The 21,861-nt window shown below is 41.4% G+C and carries 22 protein-coding genes and 6 tRNA genes; 21 read left to right on the top strand and 7 right to left on the bottom strand.

The window, feature by feature from the left end; translation table 11 throughout:
* Window positions 1-34: 34 nt before the first annotated feature.
* From AYJ08_RS22500 to AYJ08_RS22445, 12 genes are all read left to right on the top strand, one after another.
* A tRNA-Asp gene (locus tag AYJ08_RS22500) sits at window positions 35-111 on the top strand.
* Window positions 112-133: 22 nt separating this feature from the next.
* Window positions 134-209 (top strand) — tRNA-Phe (locus tag AYJ08_RS22495).
* Window positions 210-218: 9 nt separating this feature from the next.
* Window positions 219-294 (top strand) — tRNA-Lys (locus AYJ08_RS22490).
* 7 nt (window positions 295-301) lie between these two features.
* Window positions 302-384: transfer RNA gene (locus AYJ08_RS22485), tRNA-Leu, on the top strand.
* Window positions 385-391: 7 nt separating this feature from the next.
* Window positions 392-467, top strand: a tRNA-Gly gene (locus AYJ08_RS22480).
* A 254-nt stretch (window positions 468-721) separates the two neighbouring features.
* Window positions 722-2,455 carry a HEAT repeat domain-containing protein gene (locus AYJ08_RS22475; RefSeq protein ID WP_064019530.1) on the top strand — a complete coding sequence of 578 codons (1,734 nt, stop codon included), beginning with the start codon at window positions 722-724 and terminating at the stop codon, window positions 2,453-2,455.
* A 120-nt stretch (window positions 2,456-2,575) separates the two neighbouring features.
* The gene (gene trxB / locus AYJ08_RS22470; protein ID WP_064019529.1) at window positions 2,576-3,535 is read left to right on the top strand and encodes a thioredoxin-disulfide reductase; all 960 of its coding nucleotides are present in this window, start codon (window positions 2,576-2,578) and stop codon (window positions 3,533-3,535) included.
* Window positions 3,536-3,761: 226 nt separating this feature from the next.
* Window positions 3,762-4,643 carry an RNase adapter RapZ gene (gene rapZ, locus AYJ08_RS22465; RefSeq protein WP_064019528.1) on the top strand — a complete coding sequence of 294 codons (882 nt, stop codon included), beginning with the start codon at window positions 3,762-3,764 and terminating at the stop codon, window positions 4,641-4,643.
* A 93-nt stretch (window positions 4,644-4,736) separates the two neighbouring features.
* Complete coding sequence (locus AYJ08_RS22460; protein WP_064019532.1) at window positions 4,737-5,729, top strand: gluconeogenesis factor YvcK family protein; 993 nt, start codon at window positions 4,737-4,739, stop codon at window positions 5,727-5,729.
* Between the two features lie 6 nt (window positions 5,730-5,735).
* Entirely contained in the window at window positions 5,736-6,683 is a 948-nt protein-coding gene (gene whiA, locus AYJ08_RS22455; RefSeq protein ID WP_003334373.1) for a DNA-binding protein WhiA, read from the top strand.
* Between the two features lie 50 nt (window positions 6,684-6,733).
* Complete coding sequence (locus tag AYJ08_RS22450; protein ID WP_003334375.1) at window positions 6,734-6,991, top strand: HPr family phosphocarrier protein; 258 nt, start codon at window positions 6,734-6,736, stop codon at window positions 6,989-6,991.
* 102 nt (window positions 6,992-7,093) lie between these two features.
* Window positions 7,094-7,294, top strand: coding sequence for a hypothetical protein (locus AYJ08_RS22445; protein WP_064019527.1), 201 nt, complete (start codon window positions 7,094-7,096; stop codon window positions 7,292-7,294).
* Window positions 7,295-7,376: 82 nt separating this feature from the next.
* Here the strand turns inward: AYJ08_RS22445 and clpP are convergent, their stop codons facing one another.
* From clpP to AYJ08_RS22420, 5 genes are all read right to left on the bottom strand, one after another.
* Window positions 7,377-7,958: an ATP-dependent Clp endopeptidase proteolytic subunit ClpP gene (gene clpP, locus AYJ08_RS22440; RefSeq protein ID WP_197490798.1), complete on the bottom strand. Its 582-nt coding sequence runs from the start codon at window positions 7,956-7,958 to the stop codon at window positions 7,377-7,379.
* A gap of 130 nt (window positions 7,959-8,088) precedes the next feature.
* On the bottom strand, window positions 8,089-9,216 hold the full coding sequence (locus AYJ08_RS22435) for a polymer-forming cytoskeletal protein (protein ID WP_064019525.1): 1,128 nt from the start codon (window positions 9,214-9,216) through the stop codon (window positions 8,089-8,091).
* Window positions 9,216-9,770 carry an anti-sigma factor family protein gene (locus AYJ08_RS22430; RefSeq protein ID WP_064019524.1) on the bottom strand — a complete coding sequence of 185 codons (555 nt, stop codon included), beginning with the start codon at window positions 9,768-9,770 and terminating at the stop codon, window positions 9,216-9,218. Before AYJ08_RS22430 ends, AYJ08_RS22435 begins: the two co-directional genes overlap by 1 nt.
* Entirely contained in the window at window positions 9,754-10,371 is a 618-nt protein-coding gene (locus tag AYJ08_RS22425; RefSeq protein WP_064019523.1) for an RNA polymerase sigma factor, read from the bottom strand. Before AYJ08_RS22425 ends, AYJ08_RS22430 begins: the two co-directional genes overlap by 17 nt.
* Before the next feature lie 52 nt (window positions 10,372-10,423).
* Window positions 10,424-10,684 (bottom strand): hypothetical protein, encoded by a 261-nt coding sequence (locus AYJ08_RS22420; protein ID WP_064019522.1) that lies wholly within the window; start codon window positions 10,682-10,684, stop codon window positions 10,424-10,426.
* A gap of 253 nt (window positions 10,685-10,937) precedes the next feature.
* Here AYJ08_RS22420 and ytzI point away from each other — a divergent pair, with 253 nt between their 5' ends.
* The gene (ytzI, locus tag AYJ08_RS23710; protein WP_231929232.1) at window positions 10,938-11,045 is read left to right on the top strand and encodes a YtzI protein; all 108 of its coding nucleotides are present in this window, start codon (window positions 10,938-10,940) and stop codon (window positions 11,043-11,045) included.
* A 93-nt stretch (window positions 11,046-11,138) separates the two neighbouring features.
* Here the strand turns inward: ytzI and AYJ08_RS22410 are convergent, their stop codons facing one another.
* The gene (locus AYJ08_RS22410; RefSeq protein ID WP_003341187.1) at window positions 11,139-11,654 is read right to left on the bottom strand and encodes a stalk domain-containing protein; all 516 of its coding nucleotides are present in this window, start codon (window positions 11,652-11,654) and stop codon (window positions 11,139-11,141) included.
* A 590-nt stretch (window positions 11,655-12,244) separates the two neighbouring features.
* A tRNA-Arg gene (locus AYJ08_RS22405) sits at window positions 12,245-12,319 on the bottom strand.
* A 265-nt stretch (window positions 12,320-12,584) separates the two neighbouring features.
* Between AYJ08_RS22405 and rpoN the strand changes: the two genes are divergently transcribed.
* The 8 genes from rpoN to eno all read left to right on the top strand — a co-directional run bounded on the left by rpoN (window position 12,585) and on the right by eno (window position 21,811).
* Entirely contained in the window at window positions 12,585-13,970 is a 1,386-nt protein-coding gene (rpoN, locus tag AYJ08_RS22400; RefSeq protein WP_064019531.1) for an RNA polymerase factor sigma-54, read from the top strand.
* Window positions 13,971-14,020: 50 nt separating this feature from the next.
* Window positions 14,021-14,320: a glutaredoxin family protein gene (locus AYJ08_RS22395; protein ID WP_064019520.1), complete on the top strand. Its 300-nt coding sequence runs from the start codon at window positions 14,021-14,023 to the stop codon at window positions 14,318-14,320.
* 154 nt (window positions 14,321-14,474) lie between these two features.
* Complete coding sequence (locus AYJ08_RS22390; protein WP_064019519.1) at window positions 14,475-15,518, top strand: sugar-binding transcriptional regulator; 1,044 nt, start codon at window positions 14,475-14,477, stop codon at window positions 15,516-15,518.
* Window positions 15,519-15,848: 330 nt separating this feature from the next.
* Window positions 15,849-16,853, top strand: a complete 1,005-nt coding sequence (gene gap, locus AYJ08_RS22385) for a type I glyceraldehyde-3-phosphate dehydrogenase (RefSeq protein WP_031411720.1) — start codon at window positions 15,849-15,851, stop codon at window positions 16,851-16,853.
* A 116-nt stretch (window positions 16,854-16,969) separates the two neighbouring features.
* Entirely contained in the window at window positions 16,970-18,151 is a 1,182-nt protein-coding gene (locus AYJ08_RS22380) for a phosphoglycerate kinase (RefSeq protein ID WP_064019518.1), read from the top strand.
* Window positions 18,152-18,186: 35 nt separating this feature from the next.
* Entirely contained in the window at window positions 18,187-18,942 is a 756-nt protein-coding gene (tpiA, locus tag AYJ08_RS22375) for a triose-phosphate isomerase (RefSeq protein WP_003334394.1), read from the top strand.
* Window positions 18,943-18,955: 13 nt separating this feature from the next.
* Window positions 18,956-20,494, top strand: a complete 1,539-nt coding sequence (gpmI, locus tag AYJ08_RS22370) for a 2,3-bisphosphoglycerate-independent phosphoglycerate mutase (protein WP_064019517.1) — start codon at window positions 18,956-18,958, stop codon at window positions 20,492-20,494.
* 27 nt (window positions 20,495-20,521) lie between these two features.
* Complete coding sequence (eno, locus tag AYJ08_RS22365; RefSeq protein WP_064019516.1) at window positions 20,522-21,811, top strand: phosphopyruvate hydratase; 1,290 nt, start codon at window positions 20,522-20,524, stop codon at window positions 21,809-21,811.
* The last annotated feature ends 50 nt before the right edge of the window (window positions 21,812-21,861 follow it).

Below are 21,861 nucleotides of genomic sequence, written 5' to 3'. Positions count from 1 at the left end.
TTATCCAGTTTTCAGGGAACAAATTTATAAACATGGAGCTGTGGTGAAGTTGGAGTTCACGCCGGTCTGTCACACCGGAGGTCGCGGGTTCGAGTCCCGTCAGCTCCGCCATGTTTTGACTAAAATTTGATATGGCTCGGTAGCTCAGTCGGTAGAGCAGAGGACTGAAAATCCTCGTGTCGGCGGTTCGATTCCGTCCCGAGCCACCATTTTAATGGGAGCCATTAGCTCAGTTGGTAGAGCATCTGACTTTTAATCAGAGGGTCGAAGGTTCGAGTCCTTCATGGCTCACCATTGCCACGCGGGTGTGGCGGAATTGGCAGACGCACCAGATTTAGGTTCTGGCGGGCGACCGTGGGGGTTCAAGTCCCTCCACCCGCACCATTTATTCGCGGACGTAGCTCAATTGGTAGAGCGTCGCCTTGCCAAGGCGAAGGTCGCGGGTTCGAGACCCGTCGTCCGCTCCATTTTTATAATTGAACCGTATGACACCACTTGCTATGCAGGTGGTGTTTGTTGATGTATACAAGGTTATTTGCTATGATAGCAGGCTCTGCAATCGTTGGGTTTTTCAGATATCAAACATAGAGATTCATAGAATAAACCATTCTAATAAAATGATGCTTTAAGTGTTTTCCAGGTTGAGACACGGGCTACGATTTGATACGATATGTTGAGATTATAATAGCTACTCTGAGCTCCTGGATAACAAGGAGGAATTATGAACAAAAATGAGCAAGAGAGACGTGGCGTAATTACTAGCTTTCAGCAGGACGCCAATTTTTTTGCCAACTGGGGAATGCGTTCTCTTCAACGAAATAATTTCGCTAAGGCCTTACAATGCTTTGAACGAGCGTTAGAGATTGAACCCGCAAATGCAGTACATTATTGCAATAAAGCTAGTGTCCTAGCTGAAATGGGTAAATTTGAAGATTCAAACGACATCCTATATTCCATTATAGAAAAAATTGATTCGTCACTGGTTGATGTCTATTTTTTCCTAGCAAATAATTACGCGAATATGGATGATTTTGAAATGGCGGCTGATATGGCTGTTAAGTATCTAACTTGTGAAGCTGATGGAATTTATGCGGAGGAAGCTCAAGAGTTACTTCATTATATTTACTTTGAACTTGATTTACCGCCACGCAATCCACTTGAACCACAAGAAGACGAGACAGTAGTCATACAGCATGAAAAGGCTCGTAAAAAGCTAGAAGAAGGGAAATTTATGCAGGCTGTTGATTGTTTAAACAGCTTAGTTAAAGAGTATCCTGATTTTATGCCCGCATGGAATAACTTAGCTCTAGCTTATTATTATATTGGTGATTTTAATAAGGCTATGGATACAATTGAACTAGCTTTGGAAAAAGAACCGGGTAATCTGCATGCCATTTGCAATATGGCGGTATTGCTTTCCCATCACAATAAATGGGCTGAACTAGTTCCCATTATCACTCGTCTGAAAAAAATCCAGCCTTTTCATTACGACCATATGTATAAACTGGCCACAACAATGGGGGTTTTAGGTCAGCATGATGATGCCTGTAGGCTCTATCAAAAAATTTTGAGACAGCCTGTACTGCATGACGTGTCTACCTACCACTATGCGGCTACCTCGGCATATTTATCAGAACGCTACCATCTGGCAATGAAATGGTGGAAAAAAGTGCAACAGATGGACCCTGATGCAGGCATTGCCCAATACTATCTAGAAAAAGCAAAGAGCGCCTTGCATGGAATGCCTAAGGAAAATATCCCTTATCACTATCATCATCCGCAAAGAGAAATAGAAATGAACCAAGCTCCTATTACCGCACAGGATTTTAAATATAATCCAATGGTAAGGGCTTCTATGCTATGGGCTTTGCAACATGGTAAAGAAGAATCCAAAGAGACGGTTATCCGCACTCTAGCTATGATCGGTGATTCCGAAGCAATTTCCACATTAGAGTATTATATAGACATCACAAATAATGAAGAACTAAAAGAAATAGCGCTAGCAGCTCTTGAAGAGCTACAGACAAGAATGGAACGTGAAAATAGTGGGGGACCTACACTGAAGGAGGTCATGTCTGCTTCTAATGAATGGTCAGAAGAAAATATCACCACACTACATCAAAGAGACCAATCTGAAGAATTGTCTTTAGATTTGAGTACCACGACAGATAAACAAACCATTACGGATGAAGTGGAGTTTATTATTACCGAGCAATTGTCCTCGCCAGCCAATCATGAGAAGCGTGAGTGGATGATTCACCAGTGGAAGTATTACATTAGTCAAAAAGAACAAATTCAAGTTCGTAAGCTGGAAGCATGGGCGGCTGCATTAGATTATTTATATGAACGATCGAAAGGTACTCATAAAATTTCGCAAAATAGCATTGCTGAACAATACGGTGTTTCTAAGTCAACTTTGACAAAATGTTTACGGGCTTTGTCTTATATTGATTAAAAAGAATTCTTATTTTATAATAAGTATAATCTGTTATCTTATAACGTTACCATGTACTAAGAAATTGGTTATATATTGATGATAGAAAGAGGCTAATTCCCACCAAGGAGGAGTTACTTTATGAGCGATCAAAAAATCTACGACGTAATTATTGCAGGGGCGGGACCAGCCGGAATGACGGCAGCTGTCTATACATCTCGAGCGAATATGTCTACTTTAATGCTGGAGCGCGGTATTCCAGGCGGACAAATGGCAAATACGGAGGATATCGAGAACTTTCCAGGATTCACCAGCATTTTAGGACCTGACTTGTCTAATAAAATGTTTGAGCATGCGCAGAAATTCGGAGCAGAATATCAATATGGCGACATCAAAGAAATCCGTGATGGTAATCCATACAAAACCGTGGTAGTAGGAGATAAGGAATACAAAGCTAAATCTATTATCGTGGCTACAGGAGCAGAGCATCGTCTACTGGGTGCACCGGGTGAAAAGGAATTTTCCGGTCGAGGAGTTTCTTATTGTGCTGTTTGTGATGGAGCATTTTTCCGAAACAAGGAGCTTGTTGTAGTCGGGGGAGGAGACTCGGCTGTTGAGGAGGCTATCTTCCTAACTCGTTTTGCAACAAAAGTAACAATTGTACACCGTCGCGATGAATTCCGTGCGCAAAAAATTATCCAGAAGCGAGCTTTTGAAAATGAGAAAATCCATGTTATCTGGGACACTGTTGTGAAAGAAATTCGCGGTGATAATGTAGTAACAGGTGTTTTATTGGAAAACGTGAAAACCGGTGAGCAAACCGAGTATCCAACAAATGGCGTATTTATTTATGTAGGAATGGACCCATTGACTGAAGCGGTTAAGAATTTGGGTATCACTGATGAGAGTGGCTATATTCCAACTGATGAATTAATGCGTACAAAGGTAGAAGGAATCTTTGCTGCTGGTGACGTACGTGAGAAATTACTGCGTCAAGTTGTAACGGCTACTGGAGATGGTTCCATTGCCGCACAAAACGCTCAAATCTACGTAGAAGAGCTAGAAGAGCGACTAAAAGAACAAGATGTTACAATATCGTAAAACGCTTGTAACACTCCTGAAATATTAGGCGGGTAAAATAAAGACAGTTACTTTAATGAATGTGAATTGCCCCCTTTTTCTATATAACCTTGATTTGCGTGGTCTGCGGATAGACCACGTCTTTTTTTTGGGCGGAAATATTTGGAACTTTTTGCAAGAATAATAAGGAAACTCTTACTGGGAGCTGTGTCATATGGTATCCTAAGAGGAGGATGGAGGCGAGAAAATGGGTGAAGATAGTAAACAGAAAGCGGTAAACTTACTCATTATTACAGGCATGTCAGGAGCGGGGAAAACCACAGCTGTGCAAAGTCTAGAGGATCTAGGTTTTTTCTGTGTAGATAATTTGCCGCCAATCCTTATTCCTAAATTTGCGGAGCTTATTATCCAATCGGGACGCGGGATCGAACGGGTTGCTCTTGTGATTGATTTACGTGGCCGTGAATTCTTTGACAGTCTTTTTGATGCTATTGATGGATTATCAGAAAGAGAAGGAATTCACTTTCAAATTCTATTCCTGGATGCGAACGATCAGAATTTAGTTCGTCGCTATAAGGAAACGAGAAGACGGCATCCTCTTTCCCCGACAGGTACGCCTTTAGAGGGGATTATGGCTGAACGAAGACTGCTTCAGGATTTAAAAGGAAGAGCCAATCAGATCATTGATACAAGTCAAATGAAGCCAATGCAGCTTCGTGATAAAATCATAAACCAGTATTCTCAGCAAAGCTCTGAATGGACCCTTAATGTTCAGTCATTTGGTTTTAAATATGGAATTCCGATTGATGCAGATTTAGTTTTTGATGTGCGTTTTTTACCAAACCCGCATTATGTAGATGATTTACGTCCAAAAACAGGCTGTGATAGCGAGGTAGCTAATTACGTCATGAAGTGGACTGATACACAAGAATTCCTAACTCGGTTGATTGATTTCTTGAATTTTACCATCCCTCATTATCAACGCGAAGGCAAAAGTCAGCTTGTTGTTGGTATCGGCTGCACGGGTGGAAAGCATCGGTCTGTGGCTATTGCACAGCACATTGGAGAAACGTTCCGTAAAGATTACCAGGTTCGCGTTACACATCGTGACATCGAAAAGAATAAATAACATAAGATGATAAAATAAAGAATAAGTGGGATTTTAGCACCAAAGAACTCTCAACAAAGGGAATCGAGGTGACCTATGGCATTAGGGAGAGGCATGAACATGCAACAAAGAGAGGAAATGTTGAAAGTTGTTGTAATAGGGGGAGGGACAGGTCTGTCTGTCCTGTTACGCGGTTTGAAGGAAGAGGCCGTTCATATCACGGCTGTTGTTACGGTTGCTGATGATGGAGGCAGCTCAGGACGTCTTCGTGAAGAGATGGATATGCTGCCTCCGGGAGATATTCGTAACGTGTTAACAGCACTTGCTGACGCAGAACCACTAATGAAGCAGCTCATGCAATATCGATTCAACACGGGTACAGGCTTGGCAGGCCATAATTTAGGAAATCTGTTGCTTGCCGCGATGAATGATATCACGGGTGACTTTGTCACGGCCGTGAAGGCACTCAGCAGGGTTTTAGCGGTACGCGGGGATGTGTTGCCATCGTCTACACAATCCATCCTGTTAAAAGCCGAATTAGAAGACGGAACCATCGTCTCAGGAGAGTCGCAAATCCCGTTGTCTGGAAAGAAAATCAAGCGTGTTTTTTTGGACCCAGTAGATGCTCGCCCTTTGATCGAAGCCTTAGATGCTATCAAAGAGGCAGATGCAATCATTTTGGGCCCAGGAAGTTTATATACAAGTATCCTGCCTAATTTATTAGTTAACGGTGTTTTTGAGACGATATTGGAATCAACGGCACCAAAAGTATATATTTGTAATGTAATGACTCAACCGGGTGAAACTGATAATTTTACAGCTTATGATCATGTTAAAGCATTATATGATCATGTTGGGGTTGAATTTTTAGATACGATTGTAGTAAACACTGAACAGGTACCTGAGGATTATTTAGCTAAATACGCGGAAAAGGGCGCGTATCCAGTCTTATGTGATATGGATAAGCTGAAGGAGCTAGGCGTGACGATTGTAGCTGAACCTATGATTACCTATGGGGAATTATACTTGCGACATGATGCGAAACGAGTAAGTCAGGAGATCGTGGCTATCCTTCGCCAGATTATATTGCAACAAGAAAGGAAGTGATGTGACATGTCATTCGCCGCACACACGAAAAAAGAGTTAACAATGATTGAAGCTTCGACTTGCTGTAATCGAGCAGAACTTGCTGCACTGATTCGCATGAATGGAACCATTCAATTAGGAACAGGAAAATTTATATTGGATATCTCTACAGAGAATGCGGCGATTGCACGAAGAATTTATACGTTGGTTAAGCAAATTTTTCAGATTCATGCCGAATTATTAGTACGTAAAAAAATGCGTCTGAAAAAAAACAACGTGTATATTGTGCGAATACCACTTCGGGCTTATGAGATCCTAGAAGATTTACGGATTATGGATAAGAATTTAACGTTTTATCCTGGCATTTCACCTGATCTCGTGGCGAATGAATGTTGCGTGCGCGCGTTTCTTCGAGGTGCATTCCTTGCAGGGGGTTCTGTAAACCATCCAGAGGCTTCTAGCTACCATTTAGAAATTTTTTCGGCGTACCAGGATTTTTGCGAAGCGTTGACCGTTTTAGCGAATCGCTATGAATTGAATGCCAAATGTATTGAACGCAAAAAAGGTTTTGTTATGTACATAAAGGAAGGCGAAAAAATAACCGACTTTTTAAGTGTAATTGGTGCACATCAGGCCTTGTTGTATTTTGAAGACGTGCGTATTGTTAAGGACATGCGGAATTCAGTTAATCGTTTGCATAACTGTGAGATTGCCAATATCAACAAGACGGTAAATGCCGCTACGAAACAAATGGAGAATATTCAACTGATCGAAAAAGAAATCGGTCTTGAGAATTTACCCATTCGCTTACGAGAGGTAGCTGAGCTTCGCTTACAAAACCCTGACATTAATTTGAAGGAATTAGGCGAGATGATTCCGAGCGGAGTCGTGAGCAAGTCTGGAATTAACCATCGCTTGCGTAAAATAAATGAGATTGCAGATAACCTGCGAGAAAAACTGAGTCTTTCTACGTAGGGACATGTTATAATAGAAATAAAGGAAAATTCCAAGCGGGGAGGTCCAAGATGGTACAGCAACGGGTTATGGTTAAACTTAAAACAGGGTTACAAGCCCGCCCAGCGGCATTCTTTGTTCAAGAAGCAAATCGATACCGTTCTGAAATTTACGTAGAAAAAGACAATAAAAAGGTGAATGCCAAAAGCATCATGGGAATTATGAGTTTGGCGATCAGCTCGGGAACAGAGATTACCATCTTGGCTAGTGGGGATGATGCCCAAATGGCGGTCGATACACTGGCTGGTCTCATTAATAAAGACGAATAAAATGTAAACGCTAAACCAGCAGATATTGCTGGTTTTTGCTTGTATGTCCTGCTGCTTATGGTGAAATCCTAATTAGGAATATCTGAGCCAGGAGGGAAGCGTATGTCCAATAAAGCTAAGGGATTACCAGATTGCTGTCTAGAAGGCAGAGATAAGAACTTTATGGATATTGATCGTATGGTCAATGAAGGGCTGGGAGGCGGTACGGTGGCTGAATATAACGGCTTGATTGAAGAGACTACCGTTGATTCCATGGATGGAGAGTATACAACAAATAAAGAATTACGCGGCAACGAACAGTAATTTCTTTATTCCCTATTGATAAATGGTAACGAATATGTAAAAGAGGGCAACCTAGGGTCGCCCTCTTTATGTGTATCTTACCTTATTTTCTAGTGATAACCTCGTCGATCAGGCCGTATTCCTTTGCAGCTTGAGCGGACAGGAAGTTGTCGCGATCTGTATCTTTAGCAATCCGTTCGTATGGTTGACCCGTACGTTCAGCATAGATGCGGTTTAGATGTTCACGCATTTTAATGATACGTTTTGCGGCAATTTCGATGTCACTCGCTTGACCTTGAGCGCCACCTAGAGGTTGGTGAATCATGATTTCGCTATTAGGCAAAGCATAACGCTTTCCTTTTGCTCCGGCACAAAGCAGGAACGATCCCATAGATGCAGCTAATCCAACACAGATCGTTGATACATCTGGTTTAATATATTGCATCGTGTCATAGATAGCCATACCGGCTGTAATTGATCCACCAGGGCTGTTTATATAGATGCTGATGTCTTTGTCAGGATCTTCTGCCTGTAGGAATAAGAGCTGAGCTACAACACTATTAGCTACCTGATCATTAATAGGTGTTCCCAAAAAGATAATACGATCTTTTAATAAACGGGAATAGATATCGTAAGCGCGTTCTCCACGATTTGTTTGTTCAATTACAGTTGGAATTAGATTCATATTCATTCACGTTCCTCCTCCCTTTTCTTACAATAATCATACACAATTGGTCAATAAAGGTCAAACAAAATCAGAACTCTACTCCATTATTTAACCCAAAAAATGTATATTTTAAACCTTGTCTAAAAAATTAAAGTGCGGCTCTTTTGTTACTGGCACGCACACAGCTTGTAATCGCGCCGAAGAAATATATATTGACCAACATTCCGAGTAAAAAGCCTAATAAAGGGATTTGGATGATAAGTACTAATAGGAATACACCAATAAATTCAGCAAATAAGGGTGAGATTTTCCACTGAAAAAAGCTTATTAACTTTTGTCCCAACCAAGTGCCAACATACACTTTCCCTAAAATAAGCAGCAGGGTGTAGGCGATTGCAATAATGAAACCTACAGGAATACCAACAACAGTAAGTAACATCACAATACTAAGCAATGGAGCCAAGATAAAAATAAGCAAGCCGACCCCAAATTGTTTAAAAGGATGGCGAGTGTGCAACTGTTGGCTCACATTGTATAGAGAACCGGCAAAGAAATAACGGATAAGTAGCCAAAAAATTAATGTACTTAAGCATGAAGAGACAGACATCATTAACATAAAGGAGCCGTAGGAAGGTCTAGGTTCAATAATAGTATGCTTGTGCTGTCCCTTGATATTAGCTCCAGCATCAATTTGAGCAGGCTCAAATGATGTATAAATAAGATCACCCTGAATGGTAGCTGTAGGCTTAAGATGAAGAGATTCTACTTGGAATAGGGAAGTACCTTCCCCTAATAAACCTGAAATCGTGGCTTGATTGTAGAACCCATTTGTCTCTTTCCCAACACGTCCTTCTATGTTCATTTCATTGACAAAACCTAAAATACTGCCGTTCACGTTCCCAGATTGATTTACACGAAGCTCATCAGCACCGGCCGATATGTTCTTCTGAACAGTACCTGAGACAGTGAGTGCTTGAGAATAGGAGCGTACGTTACCGCCTACTGTCCCTGATACGTTTGTAAGATAAGCAAATGAGATTACATCTCCTGTTACAGTTCCTTTTATATCGATCGTTTCTGCAAAAGCATATAAGTCCCCATCTATTGTTCCATCAATCACTACTTTACTGGCATTTGTTATAACATCCCCGTGATGTACCTCATTAGACTTTACTTGATAGAGCTCTCCATTGTGGAGATTGATAGCATAAGCAGAACTAGCCAAGATAAAACAAAAAACAAGCAAGAAAGAGAGGAAGAATATTCTCTTACTCATTATCTAGTTCTCCAGTTATTCGCGTTCATTTTGCTGGACAGGCGAATAGAATATAATAAAATGGCTAGAACAAACAAAATAGAAGAGATAAAGCCAATGAGGTAGAAATTCTTAAACATCAGTAAAATCATTGTTGCTTTTTCTTTTAACCAGAACATGGAGCTCCAGATTGATTGCCACTGAAATAAAGAATTAATTGCGCTATTCCAGTCATTTAGCCAGTTGATTCCAGCTAAGAGCATGACAAGAAAGAAACCAAGGGATGCTCCAAAAACAAAGCGTAGACGATGAACAAATAGGTGGTGACGGTTTTGATTAAAGGATGCAATTTGATTAATTTGATCGCAAACGTTTTTTTCCAAGTGGATAGGTGGAAGCGTAGGTGTTGTTAAATGAATGGCTTTTACAAGGTCTGCCTGCTCTTCAAGAAAAGTAGCGTATAGTTTTTGACACTCGGAGCAGCTTTGCAAATGGCTGGCCACTTGTTGATGTTCCTCTTGGATTAATTCACCGTCTGCATACATCATGAAAGTAAACTCATCCGGATGTTGCATTGTATACACTCCTTTCTATTGATTTATGGCTCAGCAACTCTTTTAAAAACTTCCGGGAACGGAATAGACGGGTACCAACCGTATTTTTGCTCATTCCTACAATGGCGCCAATTTCTTCATAGCTTAGCTCATCCACAAAACGAAGAGTAACAATTAATCGATCTACTTCCTCCAAGTGATATAACAGTTCCTGAATATGGGAGTAAAACTCCTTTTTCATAAATAAGGTTTCCGGTGTTTCAACGGATTTTTGTTGTTTATTTACTTGGTGATACAATTGGTCGTCCTTCATGGTAATTTCCTTCTTTTTTCTAAGGAAATCAATGCAAGTATTTGAGGATAAGCGGTATAGCCAAGAATGGAAAGGATAGGATTGATCAAATTTATTTAGGTTTTGGGCTACTTTTAGCCAAATATCATTGCATACGTCCTGGGAATCATGATAGGAATAGACCATTTTGAGGACGATGCGCTGCACGCGCTGATCAAAAAGCTCAACAAGCAGAGGGAAGGAATTAGCATCCCCTTTTAGAAATCTCAGGATATATTCTAAAGCTTTTCGATTTAGCGCATAAAGATCTTCGCGTGATTGCTCTTCCACATTCGGTCCTCCTTTCTAGTACTAGTACGTAAGTTTTATCTTAAAAATTTCGTTAATCTAAATCCTTTTCTTCATTCGACTTATGAGGTTCTTCTTCCTTCAAATCTTTTCCAGTATCTTCTGTTAGGTCAATCATGACCCGCATTTTTGCCTTCATTTTTTTTCCTTTAATAATGGTGTAGTCTGTAATGTCTCGATGTTCTAAGCGACTAATTGCCTCCGCTAATTCCTCTGAAGTTAAATAGGGCTGGATTGTTAGAAGGCATTCATCTTCATTTGATTCCTGATAAATGAGAAATAATTGTTCTTCCATATTGATAGACCTCCCTAGTATTTATCCACAAAGTTATCAACAGGTTGTGCACAAAACATTTGTTCGTGGAATTGTTTTATGGTTATTATGTGACAACAGCACTAGATCATACGGAGGCAGACGGGTTATCATACGTCAATAATTATGCATTGTGCATAGAAAGCTGTATTCCCTTGGTTTGTTTTTGAATGTTCTGTACAATGGAAAGGGGACTGTACACCAAACAAACGGGGGTGATGGAAAATTGAGTTCCATGATTATTGCTGTTGTTGTCATTGTCGGTATCATAGTTGGATGTTCGATTTGGGCAATAAATAAAGGATATTCTTACAAAAACAAAATAGACGATATAGATAAGTAAAAGAAAAAACACACCGCATTCAGGTGTGTTTTACTTTTATAAGACGAGAAAAAATGTTAGGTAGAAAAGATCGCATAATAATAGCTATTAAGGTTAAAACAAAGACTTAATATCGCCGGTATTAGGGTTTACGATATACCAGCCGTAGGTGTTAATATAACGATCTCCGCTCTGGAAGTTATTTACCACCTCTTGATAAATCTGGATGACATAATTTCCGCGTTCATCATCGTGATCATAAGCAATCGTGAAATTCTCCGGTACCTCTTTCCCATATTTCTGGCGTACCAATTCTACAGCTTGATACTTAGAATAGGTTTTGCTTGTCGGGAGTTTACCGATGTAGACAGAGAGTGATTTCCCATCGTATACGATCGGTTTGCCAAGGTTTTCTGCTGCAAAACGAACAGGGACATATGCTGTATTTTTGTATAGAAATCCTTGTGTTTGAACAGGTGGTGATTTAGGTACACCATCGAAGTAAAAAGTAATAGGCTTTTCCATATCTGGTTTGACAGCCATTTCTGAAGCAGCATAGGCGATAGAGGAGGATAATAGAGCCCCGATTCCAATGCCAATTGCTAACGATTTTACATTTAACTTACCCATACTTAAATAAGCCCCACTTATCTTTATTTTTGTTAATCACAGTATGACAAATGATGACAAAATCTGCAAAAGTCGCGGGTAATAGGAAATTGTATCTAACGATCATAAATAATGGGTAGAAATTTTGTATTTCGCCCTGTAAAACCTCGTATCATGTGAGATATTTCATTTCATCATAGGATTACTGGAGTGTCATCTCATTCTCAAGCACTACAGAAGCGCAGGAAAGCTCATAAAGAAAGCAAAACTAAGTAGAAAGACCCATTTGCTTAGTAGTAAGTAGCTTTACAAAATGACTGCGCTTTCAAAATACCTAGTAATCTAAAGGCATTTGTTGCTTGGACAAGGTTAGTGTTTATCGCAGAAGCATTACTACATAAAGAAACATCCATGACATTGTTAACCACCCTACACAAAATAGTACCTTCCGCATAAATACCACCAACTTTTAGAATAATCTGATAATATTATAGCAAAGGAATTATGCAATGGATATCATTTTTAAAGAATCAGCTAAAATTAGATGCGGCTTCATTTTTGCACACATAAAAACCCCCGTAATAAACGGAGGCTTCGAGGTTTAACTAATATGGTACGCCCGATAGGAATCGAACCTACGCACGCGGTTCCGGAGACCGCTGCTCTATCCACTGAGCTACGGGCGCATATGTTTCAGACAACAAAGTTTATTATATACGAAAATGGAGCATAGGACAACTTTTTTACTGTATGATTAAAAAGAGCAACAAAAAAAGAGTCTTTGCCGAGCCAACCTTGATATACTGTATGAAAAGTGTGTCAATAAAAGATACGTCTTGGCAGGAAAATTGCATGAACGCTATAATAGAGGAAGAGAGTAAGGAAAGGTGGAAAGAAGTTGTTGGAGCTATCGACAGCTTGATGGTTTCTGACGGGGAGGAGGAATGCAATATGAATATGGGCTTAGGTTTGTATCAAGAACAGACGTTAAAGTTAGTGATGACGCCTGAATTGCGTCAAGCTATTACGATATTGCAGTTTTCGGCCATTGATCTGATGAATTATTTGCAGGACCAAGCGATCGAAAATCCAGTGATTGATCTTCAGGAAATTGCGGTTGCCCAAGAACCGTTGCCTGTAGATAAACGGGAAAAAAGCTTGGACTTTGATTGGAAGGAATTATTGAATAATCCGGGGCATAATGATTTTTCAGTCAACAGAGATGAAAGCGCCTACAGTCCTCTAGATTATGTGAGTGATACACGAACCACCTTATTTTCTCATTTAGAAGAACAACTCGGTTATGTAAAAAGATTGACGCCAGTACAACGTCAGATTGCCCAATATATTATAGGAAATCTTGATGAGCGAGGTTATCTAGAAGTGCCTGTCACTGACATTAAGGAGCGGTTAGGAGTTGATTTGGCGGAGGTAGAGGATGTTCTTCGAGTGATTCAGCATTTAGACCCGGCTGGTGTAGCTGCGCGTTCGCTAGAAGAATGCTTGCTGTTACAACTAGAGCATGAGGGACAGGATGACGAACATATCGTAGAAGTCATTAAGCATCATCTAGTTGATCTGGCAAATAATCGTTTTGGAAAAATTGCTGAACAGCTTCATATAAGCGTAGGTGATGTACAACGGATTGCTGATTTGGTTCGTACACTGAATCCGAGACCTGGAGCGGCTTATAGCAGCGCAGATATACGCTACATTGTTCCTGATGTTACAGTTGAAAAGGTAATGGGAGAATATATTGTCATTGTCAACGATTCTTCGTTACCGCGATTGTCTATCAATCCCTTTTATGAACGAATGCTAAAAGAGAAAACCGAGAAGGATGAGGCTCGGCAATTTGTTCATGAAAAACTAAATGCAGCGGTGTGGCTTGCAAAAAGTCTAGAGCAAAGAAGAATGACCCTGTTGCGTGTAACACAGGCGATTGTTGACTTGCAGAATGACTTTTTTGAGAAAGGGATTCATTATTTAAAACCGATGACTCAAAAAGATATTGCGGAGCGAGTTCAATTGCATGAATCTACAATCAGTCGTGCTACCAGTAATAAATATGTACAAACTCCCCGCGGTGTTTTCGAATTAAAGTACTTCTTTACTTCGGCCCTGTCCACCGCAAGTGGAGAAGCGGCATCTTCAGAAAGCGTGAAGAAACGAATCAAAGCTTTCATTGACAAAGAAGATCGGAATAAACCATATTCGGATCAAAAGCTAGCGGAATTGCTGGAGAAAGAAGGGATTGAAATCTCCCGGCGTACTGTGGCTAAGTATCGAGAGGAAATGTTGATCTCATCGTCTGCTAAACGAAAACGCTTTTTGTAATGATAAAATGAATGTAAAATAAGAGAAGATAAAGGAGCCAACCCGTTAACATGGCTAGCGCAGAAAGCAAACGATTACAATCAGATCATATTGAAATGATTTTATATGGTAGGCCCGGCTGTCACTTGTGTGATGATGTTGAGGAGCATATCAGACGATTAGCTAAGGAATTTCCGATCACGTATAAAGTTGTCGACATTACTTTAGATATGCGATTAGAGGAAAAGTACATGTTTACGATTCCCGTAGTTGAAATTAACGGGCTAGAAGCATTTGTATCTGTAGACTCGGTTGTTGCCGAGGAGGAATTACGCCTATATTTGCAACAAAAAATGGGTAAATGTGAATAAATTAAGATTTCTCTTTTGGCTTCTTGTCAGCTAGCAGAGTGTATGCTACATTAAGAGTAAGCATTCTGCTTATTTTTTTGAAAGCTGCGGGACATAATTTGTATGATGTGGGACGTTTTGAGTCCCGTTAAGACTGGAAAAGGATGAATGTGGAATGCGTACTTTATTAAATATCCAAAACAAGCTTGTTCCCGACCTCGTACAAGTATTGCGTAAACGATACGATCTTATGCAATCGATTCGTCATTTGCAGCCTGTCGGTCGCAGGGCGTTAGCACAGAATTTGCAAACGACTGAGCGCATCCTCAGGTCAGAAGTAGAGCTCCTCAAAGATATGGGCTTAATTCACGTCAGCCCGATTGGTATGAGCTGTACGGAAGAGGGAATCCACCTTTTAAAAGAGATGGATTCTATGGCAGATGAACTGTTCGGCTTTAACGACCTTGCTCTACAGTTACAACACATCTTACATATTCCTAAAGTAATTGTGGTTGCTGGTGACGTGGACGTATCGGAATGGGGTAAAAAGGAATTGGGACGAGTAGGAGCCCGGATATTAAAACAAGTAGTTCAAGAAGGTGACGTGGTTGCTGTTACAGGCGGGTCCACGATTGTATCGGTAGCTGAGCATGTTACTCCTTCCTCGCATTTTCGTGATGTGCAATTTGTGCCAGCGCGTGGTGGACTTGGGGAAAAGGTAGAAATGCAGGCTAATACGATTGCTTCTTCTCTTGCTGCAAAGTCAGGTGGAACCTATCATCTATTGCATGTGCCTGATCGTTTAAGCCCTGATGTAGTTCAATCCTTATTGGGAGAAGCACAGGTTGCAGAGGTTATGCAACTGCTTCACAAAACCAGGGTGGTTATACATGGAATTGGTGATGGAATGGCCATGGCTATGCGACGTAAGTACACAGAAGAAGAGCTAGAAGTACTACGAGAGCTTGGGGCTGTTGGTGAAGCATTTGGATATTACTTTAATGCGGCAGGAGAAACTATCTATAAAATGCCGACCATTGGCTTGTCCCTAGAAGACGTGAAGCGAGCTGATGTAGTTTTATCCTTAGGTGGAGGCAGTAGCAAAGCAAAAGCAATCATGGCCTTTGCCAAACAAGCATGCCAAACTGTTTTAATTACCGATGAAGGTGCGGCTCGAGCCATTTTGGAAGAGCATCGTCAATCCTCTGCTACAATCTAAAATAACAGTTGCAGCCTTGGTATGTTTTGTAATTGTGCGGGGATACACTAATCATTGGAATTTGATTTTGTATCAGCCCGAGTGAAGCCTGCCTTGCAAACGTAATAGTGTGGAGAGTTATAAACAGATCACTCGTTTGACAAGTAAAGGACTGGGGTAAAAAGATTTGTAAGCATGGAATTGGTTGGATAAAGTTTGACATACTAAGAACAAAGGCTTTTTTGTTCGTAACATGGTTTTGTAATCGTCTGGTCATAGTAAGCTATGAACTGGTTCGATATAGATTCTCTAAAAAATTATTCTAAGAGTGGAACTTAGGAGGTTATCTACATGGTAAAAGTAGGAATTAACGGTTTTGGACGAATTGGACGTAACGTATTCCGTGCAGCTCTAAACAACCCAGCAGTTGAAATTGTTGCAGTAAATGACTTGACAGATGCAGTAACATTAGCGCATCTTTTGAAATATGACACAGTACATGGCAAATTGAATGCTACTGTTGAAGTAAAAGAAAACAGCCTGATTGTTAATGGCAAAGAAGTAAAAGTTCTAGCTGAGCGTGAACCTGCTAAATTGCCTTGGGGCGAGCTAGGTGTTGACATCGTAGTTGAATCTACTGGTCGTTTCACAAAACGTGAAGATGCTGCGAAACACCTTGAGGGTGGAGCTAAGAAAGTAGTTATCTCCGCACCTGCTACAAACGAAGATATCACAATCGTTATGGGTGTTAACCACGATCAATATGATCCTGCAGCTCACACTGTAATCTCTAACGCTTCTTGCACAACAAACTGCTTGGCGCCATTTGCTAAAGTATTGAACGACAAATTCGGAATCGTAAAAGGTCTGATGACTACTGTTCACTCTTACACAAATGACCAACAAATTCTTGACCTGCCACACAAAGACCTGCGTCGTGCTCGTGCAGCGGCTGAGAACATTATCCCAACTTCTACTGGTGCAGCGAAAGCCGTATCTTTGGTATTGCCTGAGTTGAAAGGTAAACTAAACGGTTTTGCAATGCGTGTACCAACTCCAAACGTGTCTGTAGTTGACCTAGTTGTTGAAACAAAAACTTCTACAACAGTTGAAGAAGTAAACGCAGCTCTTAAAGAAGCTTCTGAAGGCGCATTGAAAGGTATCATGGGATACTCTGAAGAGCCACTAGTTTCTTGCGACTATAATGGTAACCCTGATTCTTCTTCCATTGATGCTCTATCTACAATGGTAATGGAAGGCAACATGGTTAAAGTTGTTTCTTGGTATGATAACGAGTCTGGTTACTCCAACCGTGTAGTAGATCTTTGCAAATACATTGCTGAAAAAGGTCTGTAAGCCATACAAACTTTCATGTAATGTGAAAAGGGAGAGCTTCTCTCCCTTTTCCACTATGTATAAGCTAGATTAAGCAAGTATTTAGTCAGGTAACAAGTCTGAGGGGGGTACCTTCCGTGAACAAAAAGTCCATTCGCGATATAGAATTAGCAGGTAAACGTGTGTTTTGTCGAGTAGATTTTAACGTCCCAATGCAAGATGGCGTAATTACAGACGACACGCGTATTCGTGCTGCTGTTCCAACTATTCAATATTTAATCGATAACCATGCTAAAGTCATTTTGGCTAGCCATTTCGGCCGTCCAAAAGGTGAAGTAGTGGAAGAAATGCGTCTTACTGCGGTAGGCGAACATCTAGCTTCTCTTCTTGGCAAACCCGTAAAAAAACTGAACGATTCAATTGGCGCAGAGGTTGAGGCTGCTGTTCAAGAGATGAAGGAAGGCGACGTAATCCTTCTTGAAAATGTTCGTTTCCATAAAGGGGAAGAAAAGAACGATCCTGAGCTAGCAAAAAGCTTTGCAAGCCTTGCTGACCTGTTTGTAAACGATGCATTTGGTACAGCTCATCGTGCACATGCAACGACTGCGGGTATCGCTCAGCACATTCCAGCAGTAGCTGGCTTGTTGATGGAAAAAGAGATTCAATTCATGGGTGGAGCTTTGTCCAAGCCTGAGCGTCCTTTCACAGCAATTGTGGGTGGAGCGAAAGTAAAAGACAAAATCGGCGTAATTGAAAATCTGTTGGGCAAAGTAGACACTTTGATCATCGGTGGCGGTATGGCTAACACTTTCATCAAAGCACAAGGTTACAATGTTGGAGCTTCCCTTTGTGAAGAAGATAAGCTGGATCTTGCCCGCACGTTGATGGAGCAAGCAAAAGAGCGCAATGTGAATCTGCTTATGCCGGTGGACGTAGTGGTTGCTGATAAATTTGCAGCAGATGCCAATACGCAAGTGGTAAGCATTGACGCGATTCCAGAAGGGTGGATGGCCCTTGATATCGGACCTAAGACCGTGGCTAACTACCGTGATGCAATTGTTCCTTCTAAAACAGTAGTCTGGAACGGACCTATGGGTGTATTTGAAATGGATGCTTTTGCAAGTGGTACGATTGCTGTTGCTAACGCAATGGAAGAATGCCAGGGCACAACAATCATCGGTGGTGGTGATTCTGTAGCAGCTGTAGAAAAAGCAGGTGTAGCAGATAAAATGACCCACATTTCTACTGGTGGTGGAGCTTCCCTTGAGTTCATGGAAGGTAAAGAGCTACCAGGCGTAACCGCATTGCAAGACAAGTAAAATGCTATATCTGTAAAAGGTGAGGAGTGGAAGTAATGAGAACACCAATTATTGCTGGGAACTGGAAGATGTTCAAAACAATCGCGGAAGCAACTACGTTTGCCTCTCAATTACCAAAAGAGGATCAAGCTCCTCAAATCGAAAAAGTAATCTGCGCACCTTTCACAAACTTGCCAGCATTGGCTGAGCAATTCAAAGGTACTCCTTATAAATTAGGTGCTCAAAACGTGCATTTTGAAGAAACAGGCGCATTCACCGGTGAAATCAGCCCGCTAATGTTAAAAGAGCTAGGTGTTGAATACGTGATTATCGGTCATTCCGAGCGTCGCCAATACTTCAACGAAACAGACGAAACGGTGAACAAAAAAGCAAAAGCAATCCTTGCTCATGGTATGAAGCCAATCGTTTGCGTAGGGGAGTCCCTGGAAGAGTACGAGGCTAATACCACTGAAAACGTGGTTCGTACGCAAACAGAAGCTGCTCTTAGCGGTCTAACTGCTGAGCAAGTAAAAGAAACTGTAATTGCTTATGAGCCAATTTGGGCAATCGGTACAGGTAAATCTTCTACGGCTGAAAATGCTAATAAAACGATCGCTTTCATCCGCAGTGTAATTGCTGGTGCATTTGACGCTAACACAGCAGCTCAAGTACGCATTCAATACGGTGGTAGCGTGAAACCTGAAAATGTGGCAAGCTATATGGGTGAGTCCGACATTGATGGAGCACTAGTTGGCGGAGCGAGCCTAACTGTTGAAGGCTACATGGGCTTAGTCAACGGAGTACAACAGTAGGAGGGGAAGCTATATGGCTAACAGACCAAAACCAGTTGCGTTAATTATTATGGACGGGTTTGGTCTTCGCACGAATGATTACGGTAATGCTGTTAATCAAGCGAAAAAACCAAACTACGACCGTTTGATGAATGATTATCCGAATGCTACCTTGTTAGCTTCTGGTCTTGAAGTAGGTCTTCCAGAAGGACAAATGGGTAACTCCGAGGTAGGTCACTTGAATCTTGGTGCAGGACGCATCATTTATCAAGATCTTACTCGCATCACCAAGTCCATTAAAGAAGGCGCATTTTTTGAAAACGAAACATTGATTGCTGCTTTTAAGCATGCGAAAGAGAATAACAAAAAGGTTCACTTCTTTGGCTTATTGTCTGATGGCGGTGTTCACAGCCACATCAACCATCTACTTGCTCTGCTTGAGCTTGCAAAAAAGGAAAACGCAGAGGATGTATTTGTCCACGGATTCCTAGATGGTCGCGACGTAGCTCCTGATAGCGCCATTACCTACATTGAAGAAGTACAACGTAAGATGGATGAGCTTGGCGTTGGTAAAATCGCGACTGTACAAGGCCGTTATTACGCTATGGACCGCGATAAACGCTGGGAACGCGTTGAAAAGGCATACCGTGCTATGGTATATGGTGATGCCCCTCATTACTCCGATGCAATCAAGGCTGTAAAGGAATCCTATGAGAAATCTGTCATGGATGAATTCGTTATGCCTGCTGTAATGGTTGATGAGAATGACCAACCGATTGGGAAAGTAGAAGACGGTGATTCAGTTATCTTCTTCAATTTCCGTCCTGACCGTGCTATCCAAACCTCCCAAGCGTTCACGAATGAGGATTTCCGTGGATTTGACCGTGGAGAGAATTATCCGAAAAACCTACACTTTGTATGCTTAACGAAATTCTCTGAGTCAGTCGATGGATACGTAGCCTACAAACCAACTAACCTAGATAACACGCTAGGTGAAGTGTTAGCTCAAAATAATCTAAAGCAATTGCGCATCGCGGAAACAGAAAAGTATCCGCATGTAACGTTCTTCTTCAGTGGTGGTCGTGAGCAGGAGTTCCCAGGTGAGACGCGTATTTTGATTCCTTCTCCAAAGGTAGCTACCTATGACCTACAACCAGAAATGAGCGCTTATGAACTAACCGACGCAGTAGTGAAGGAAATTGAAGAAGAAAACTTCGATGCAATCATTCTTAACTTTGCAAACTGCGATATGGTTGGCCATTCAGGTATGATGGAGCCTACCATTAAAGCTGTTGAAACTGTTGATGCTTGCGTAGGTCGCGTAGCAGACGCTATTATTGCTAAGGGCGGAGTAGCTATCATCACAGCCGATCACGGAAACGCAGATTGGATGCTTACAGAAGAAGGCAGACCAATCACTTCTCATAGCACAAACCCTGTTCCAGTTATTGTGACCAAAAAAGGTATCGAACTGAGACCGGATGGTATTCTTGCTGATTTGTCTCCTACTATGTTGGAGCTATTAGGTGTAGAACAACCAGCAGAAATGACAGGAAAATCTATTATTAAATAACAATAAGAGAATAAGGAGATGGCATTTATGACAACAATTATTACTGATATTTACGCTCGCGAGATTCTAGATTCCCGTGGTAACCCAACTCTAGAGGTAGAAGTATACTTGGAAGACGGTTCTATGGGCCGTGCAGCAGTTCCATCTGGTGCTTCCACTGGTGCACACGAAGCAGTTGAGCTTCGCGATGGTGACAAATCTCGTTACCTAGGTAAAGGTGTAACAAAAGCTGTTGCAAATGTAAATGATACAATCGCACCTGAGCTAATCGGCATGGACGCTACTGACCAAGTTGGTATCGACATGACGATGATCGCTTTAGACGGTACTCCAAACAAAGCAAAATTGGGTGCTAACGCTATCCTAGGTGTATCTATGGCAGCAGCTCGTGCAGCAGCTACATCTCTAGGTGTTTCCTTGTACAACTACATGGGTGGATTCAACGCGAAAACTCTTCCAGTTCCTATGATGAACATCCTAAACGGTGGAGAGCACGCTGATAACACAGTAGATATTCAAGAATTCATGGTTATGCCAGTAAATGCTCCTTCTTTTAAAGAAGCTCTACGTATGGGTTCTGAAATCTTCCACTCCTTGAAAAAGGTTCTTCATGATAAAGGTCTTAACACAGCAGTAGGTGACGAAGGTGGTTTCGCTCCTAACTTGAAATCCAACGAAGAAGCGATCACTACAATCCTAGAAGCTATCAAAGCTGCTGGATACGAAGCTGGTAAAGACGTATTCATCGCTCTTGACGTAGCTGCTACTGAAATGTTCAAAGATGGCAAATACCACTTCACTGGTGAAGGCGTAGTAAAAACTACAGAAGAAATGGTTGCTTTCTATGAAGGCCTAGTATCCAAATACCCAATCATCTCTATCGAGGACGGATTGGCTGAGGATGACTGGGAAGGTTGGAAGCTTCTAACTGACCGCCTAGGAAGCAAAGTTCAATTGGTTGGTGACGATTTGTTCGTAACAAACACTGAACGTCTAATTACTGGTATTGAAAAAGACACTGCTAACTCCATCTTGGTTAAAGTTAACCAAATCGGTACATTGACTGAGACTTTCGATGCAATCGAAATGGCTAAACGCGCTGGTTACACAGCAGTTATCTCTCACCGTTCTGGTGAAACAGAAGATTCCACAATCGCTGACATCGCGGTTGCAACTAACGCTGGTCAAATCAAAACAGGTGCTCCATCCCGTACAGACCGTGTTGCGAAATACAACCAATTGCTTCGTTTGGAAGATGAATTGGGTGAAACAGCTCGTTACGGTGGCCGTGCAGCATTCTACAACCTTAAAAAATAAGCTTCGTTTTATACGAAAAGACATCTTTGCTTTTGGTCAAGCCCCCGTTT

Origin of the sequence: Brevibacillus sp. SKDU10 (genome assembly GCF_001645205.1) — a bacterium.
Taxonomy (GTDB): Bacteria; Bacillota; Bacilli; order Brevibacillales; family Brevibacillaceae; genus Brevibacillus_B; species Brevibacillus_B halotolerans.
The sequence above is the reverse complement of the archived record's forward strand: the minus strand, read 5'-3'. Positions and strand labels throughout refer to the sequence as shown.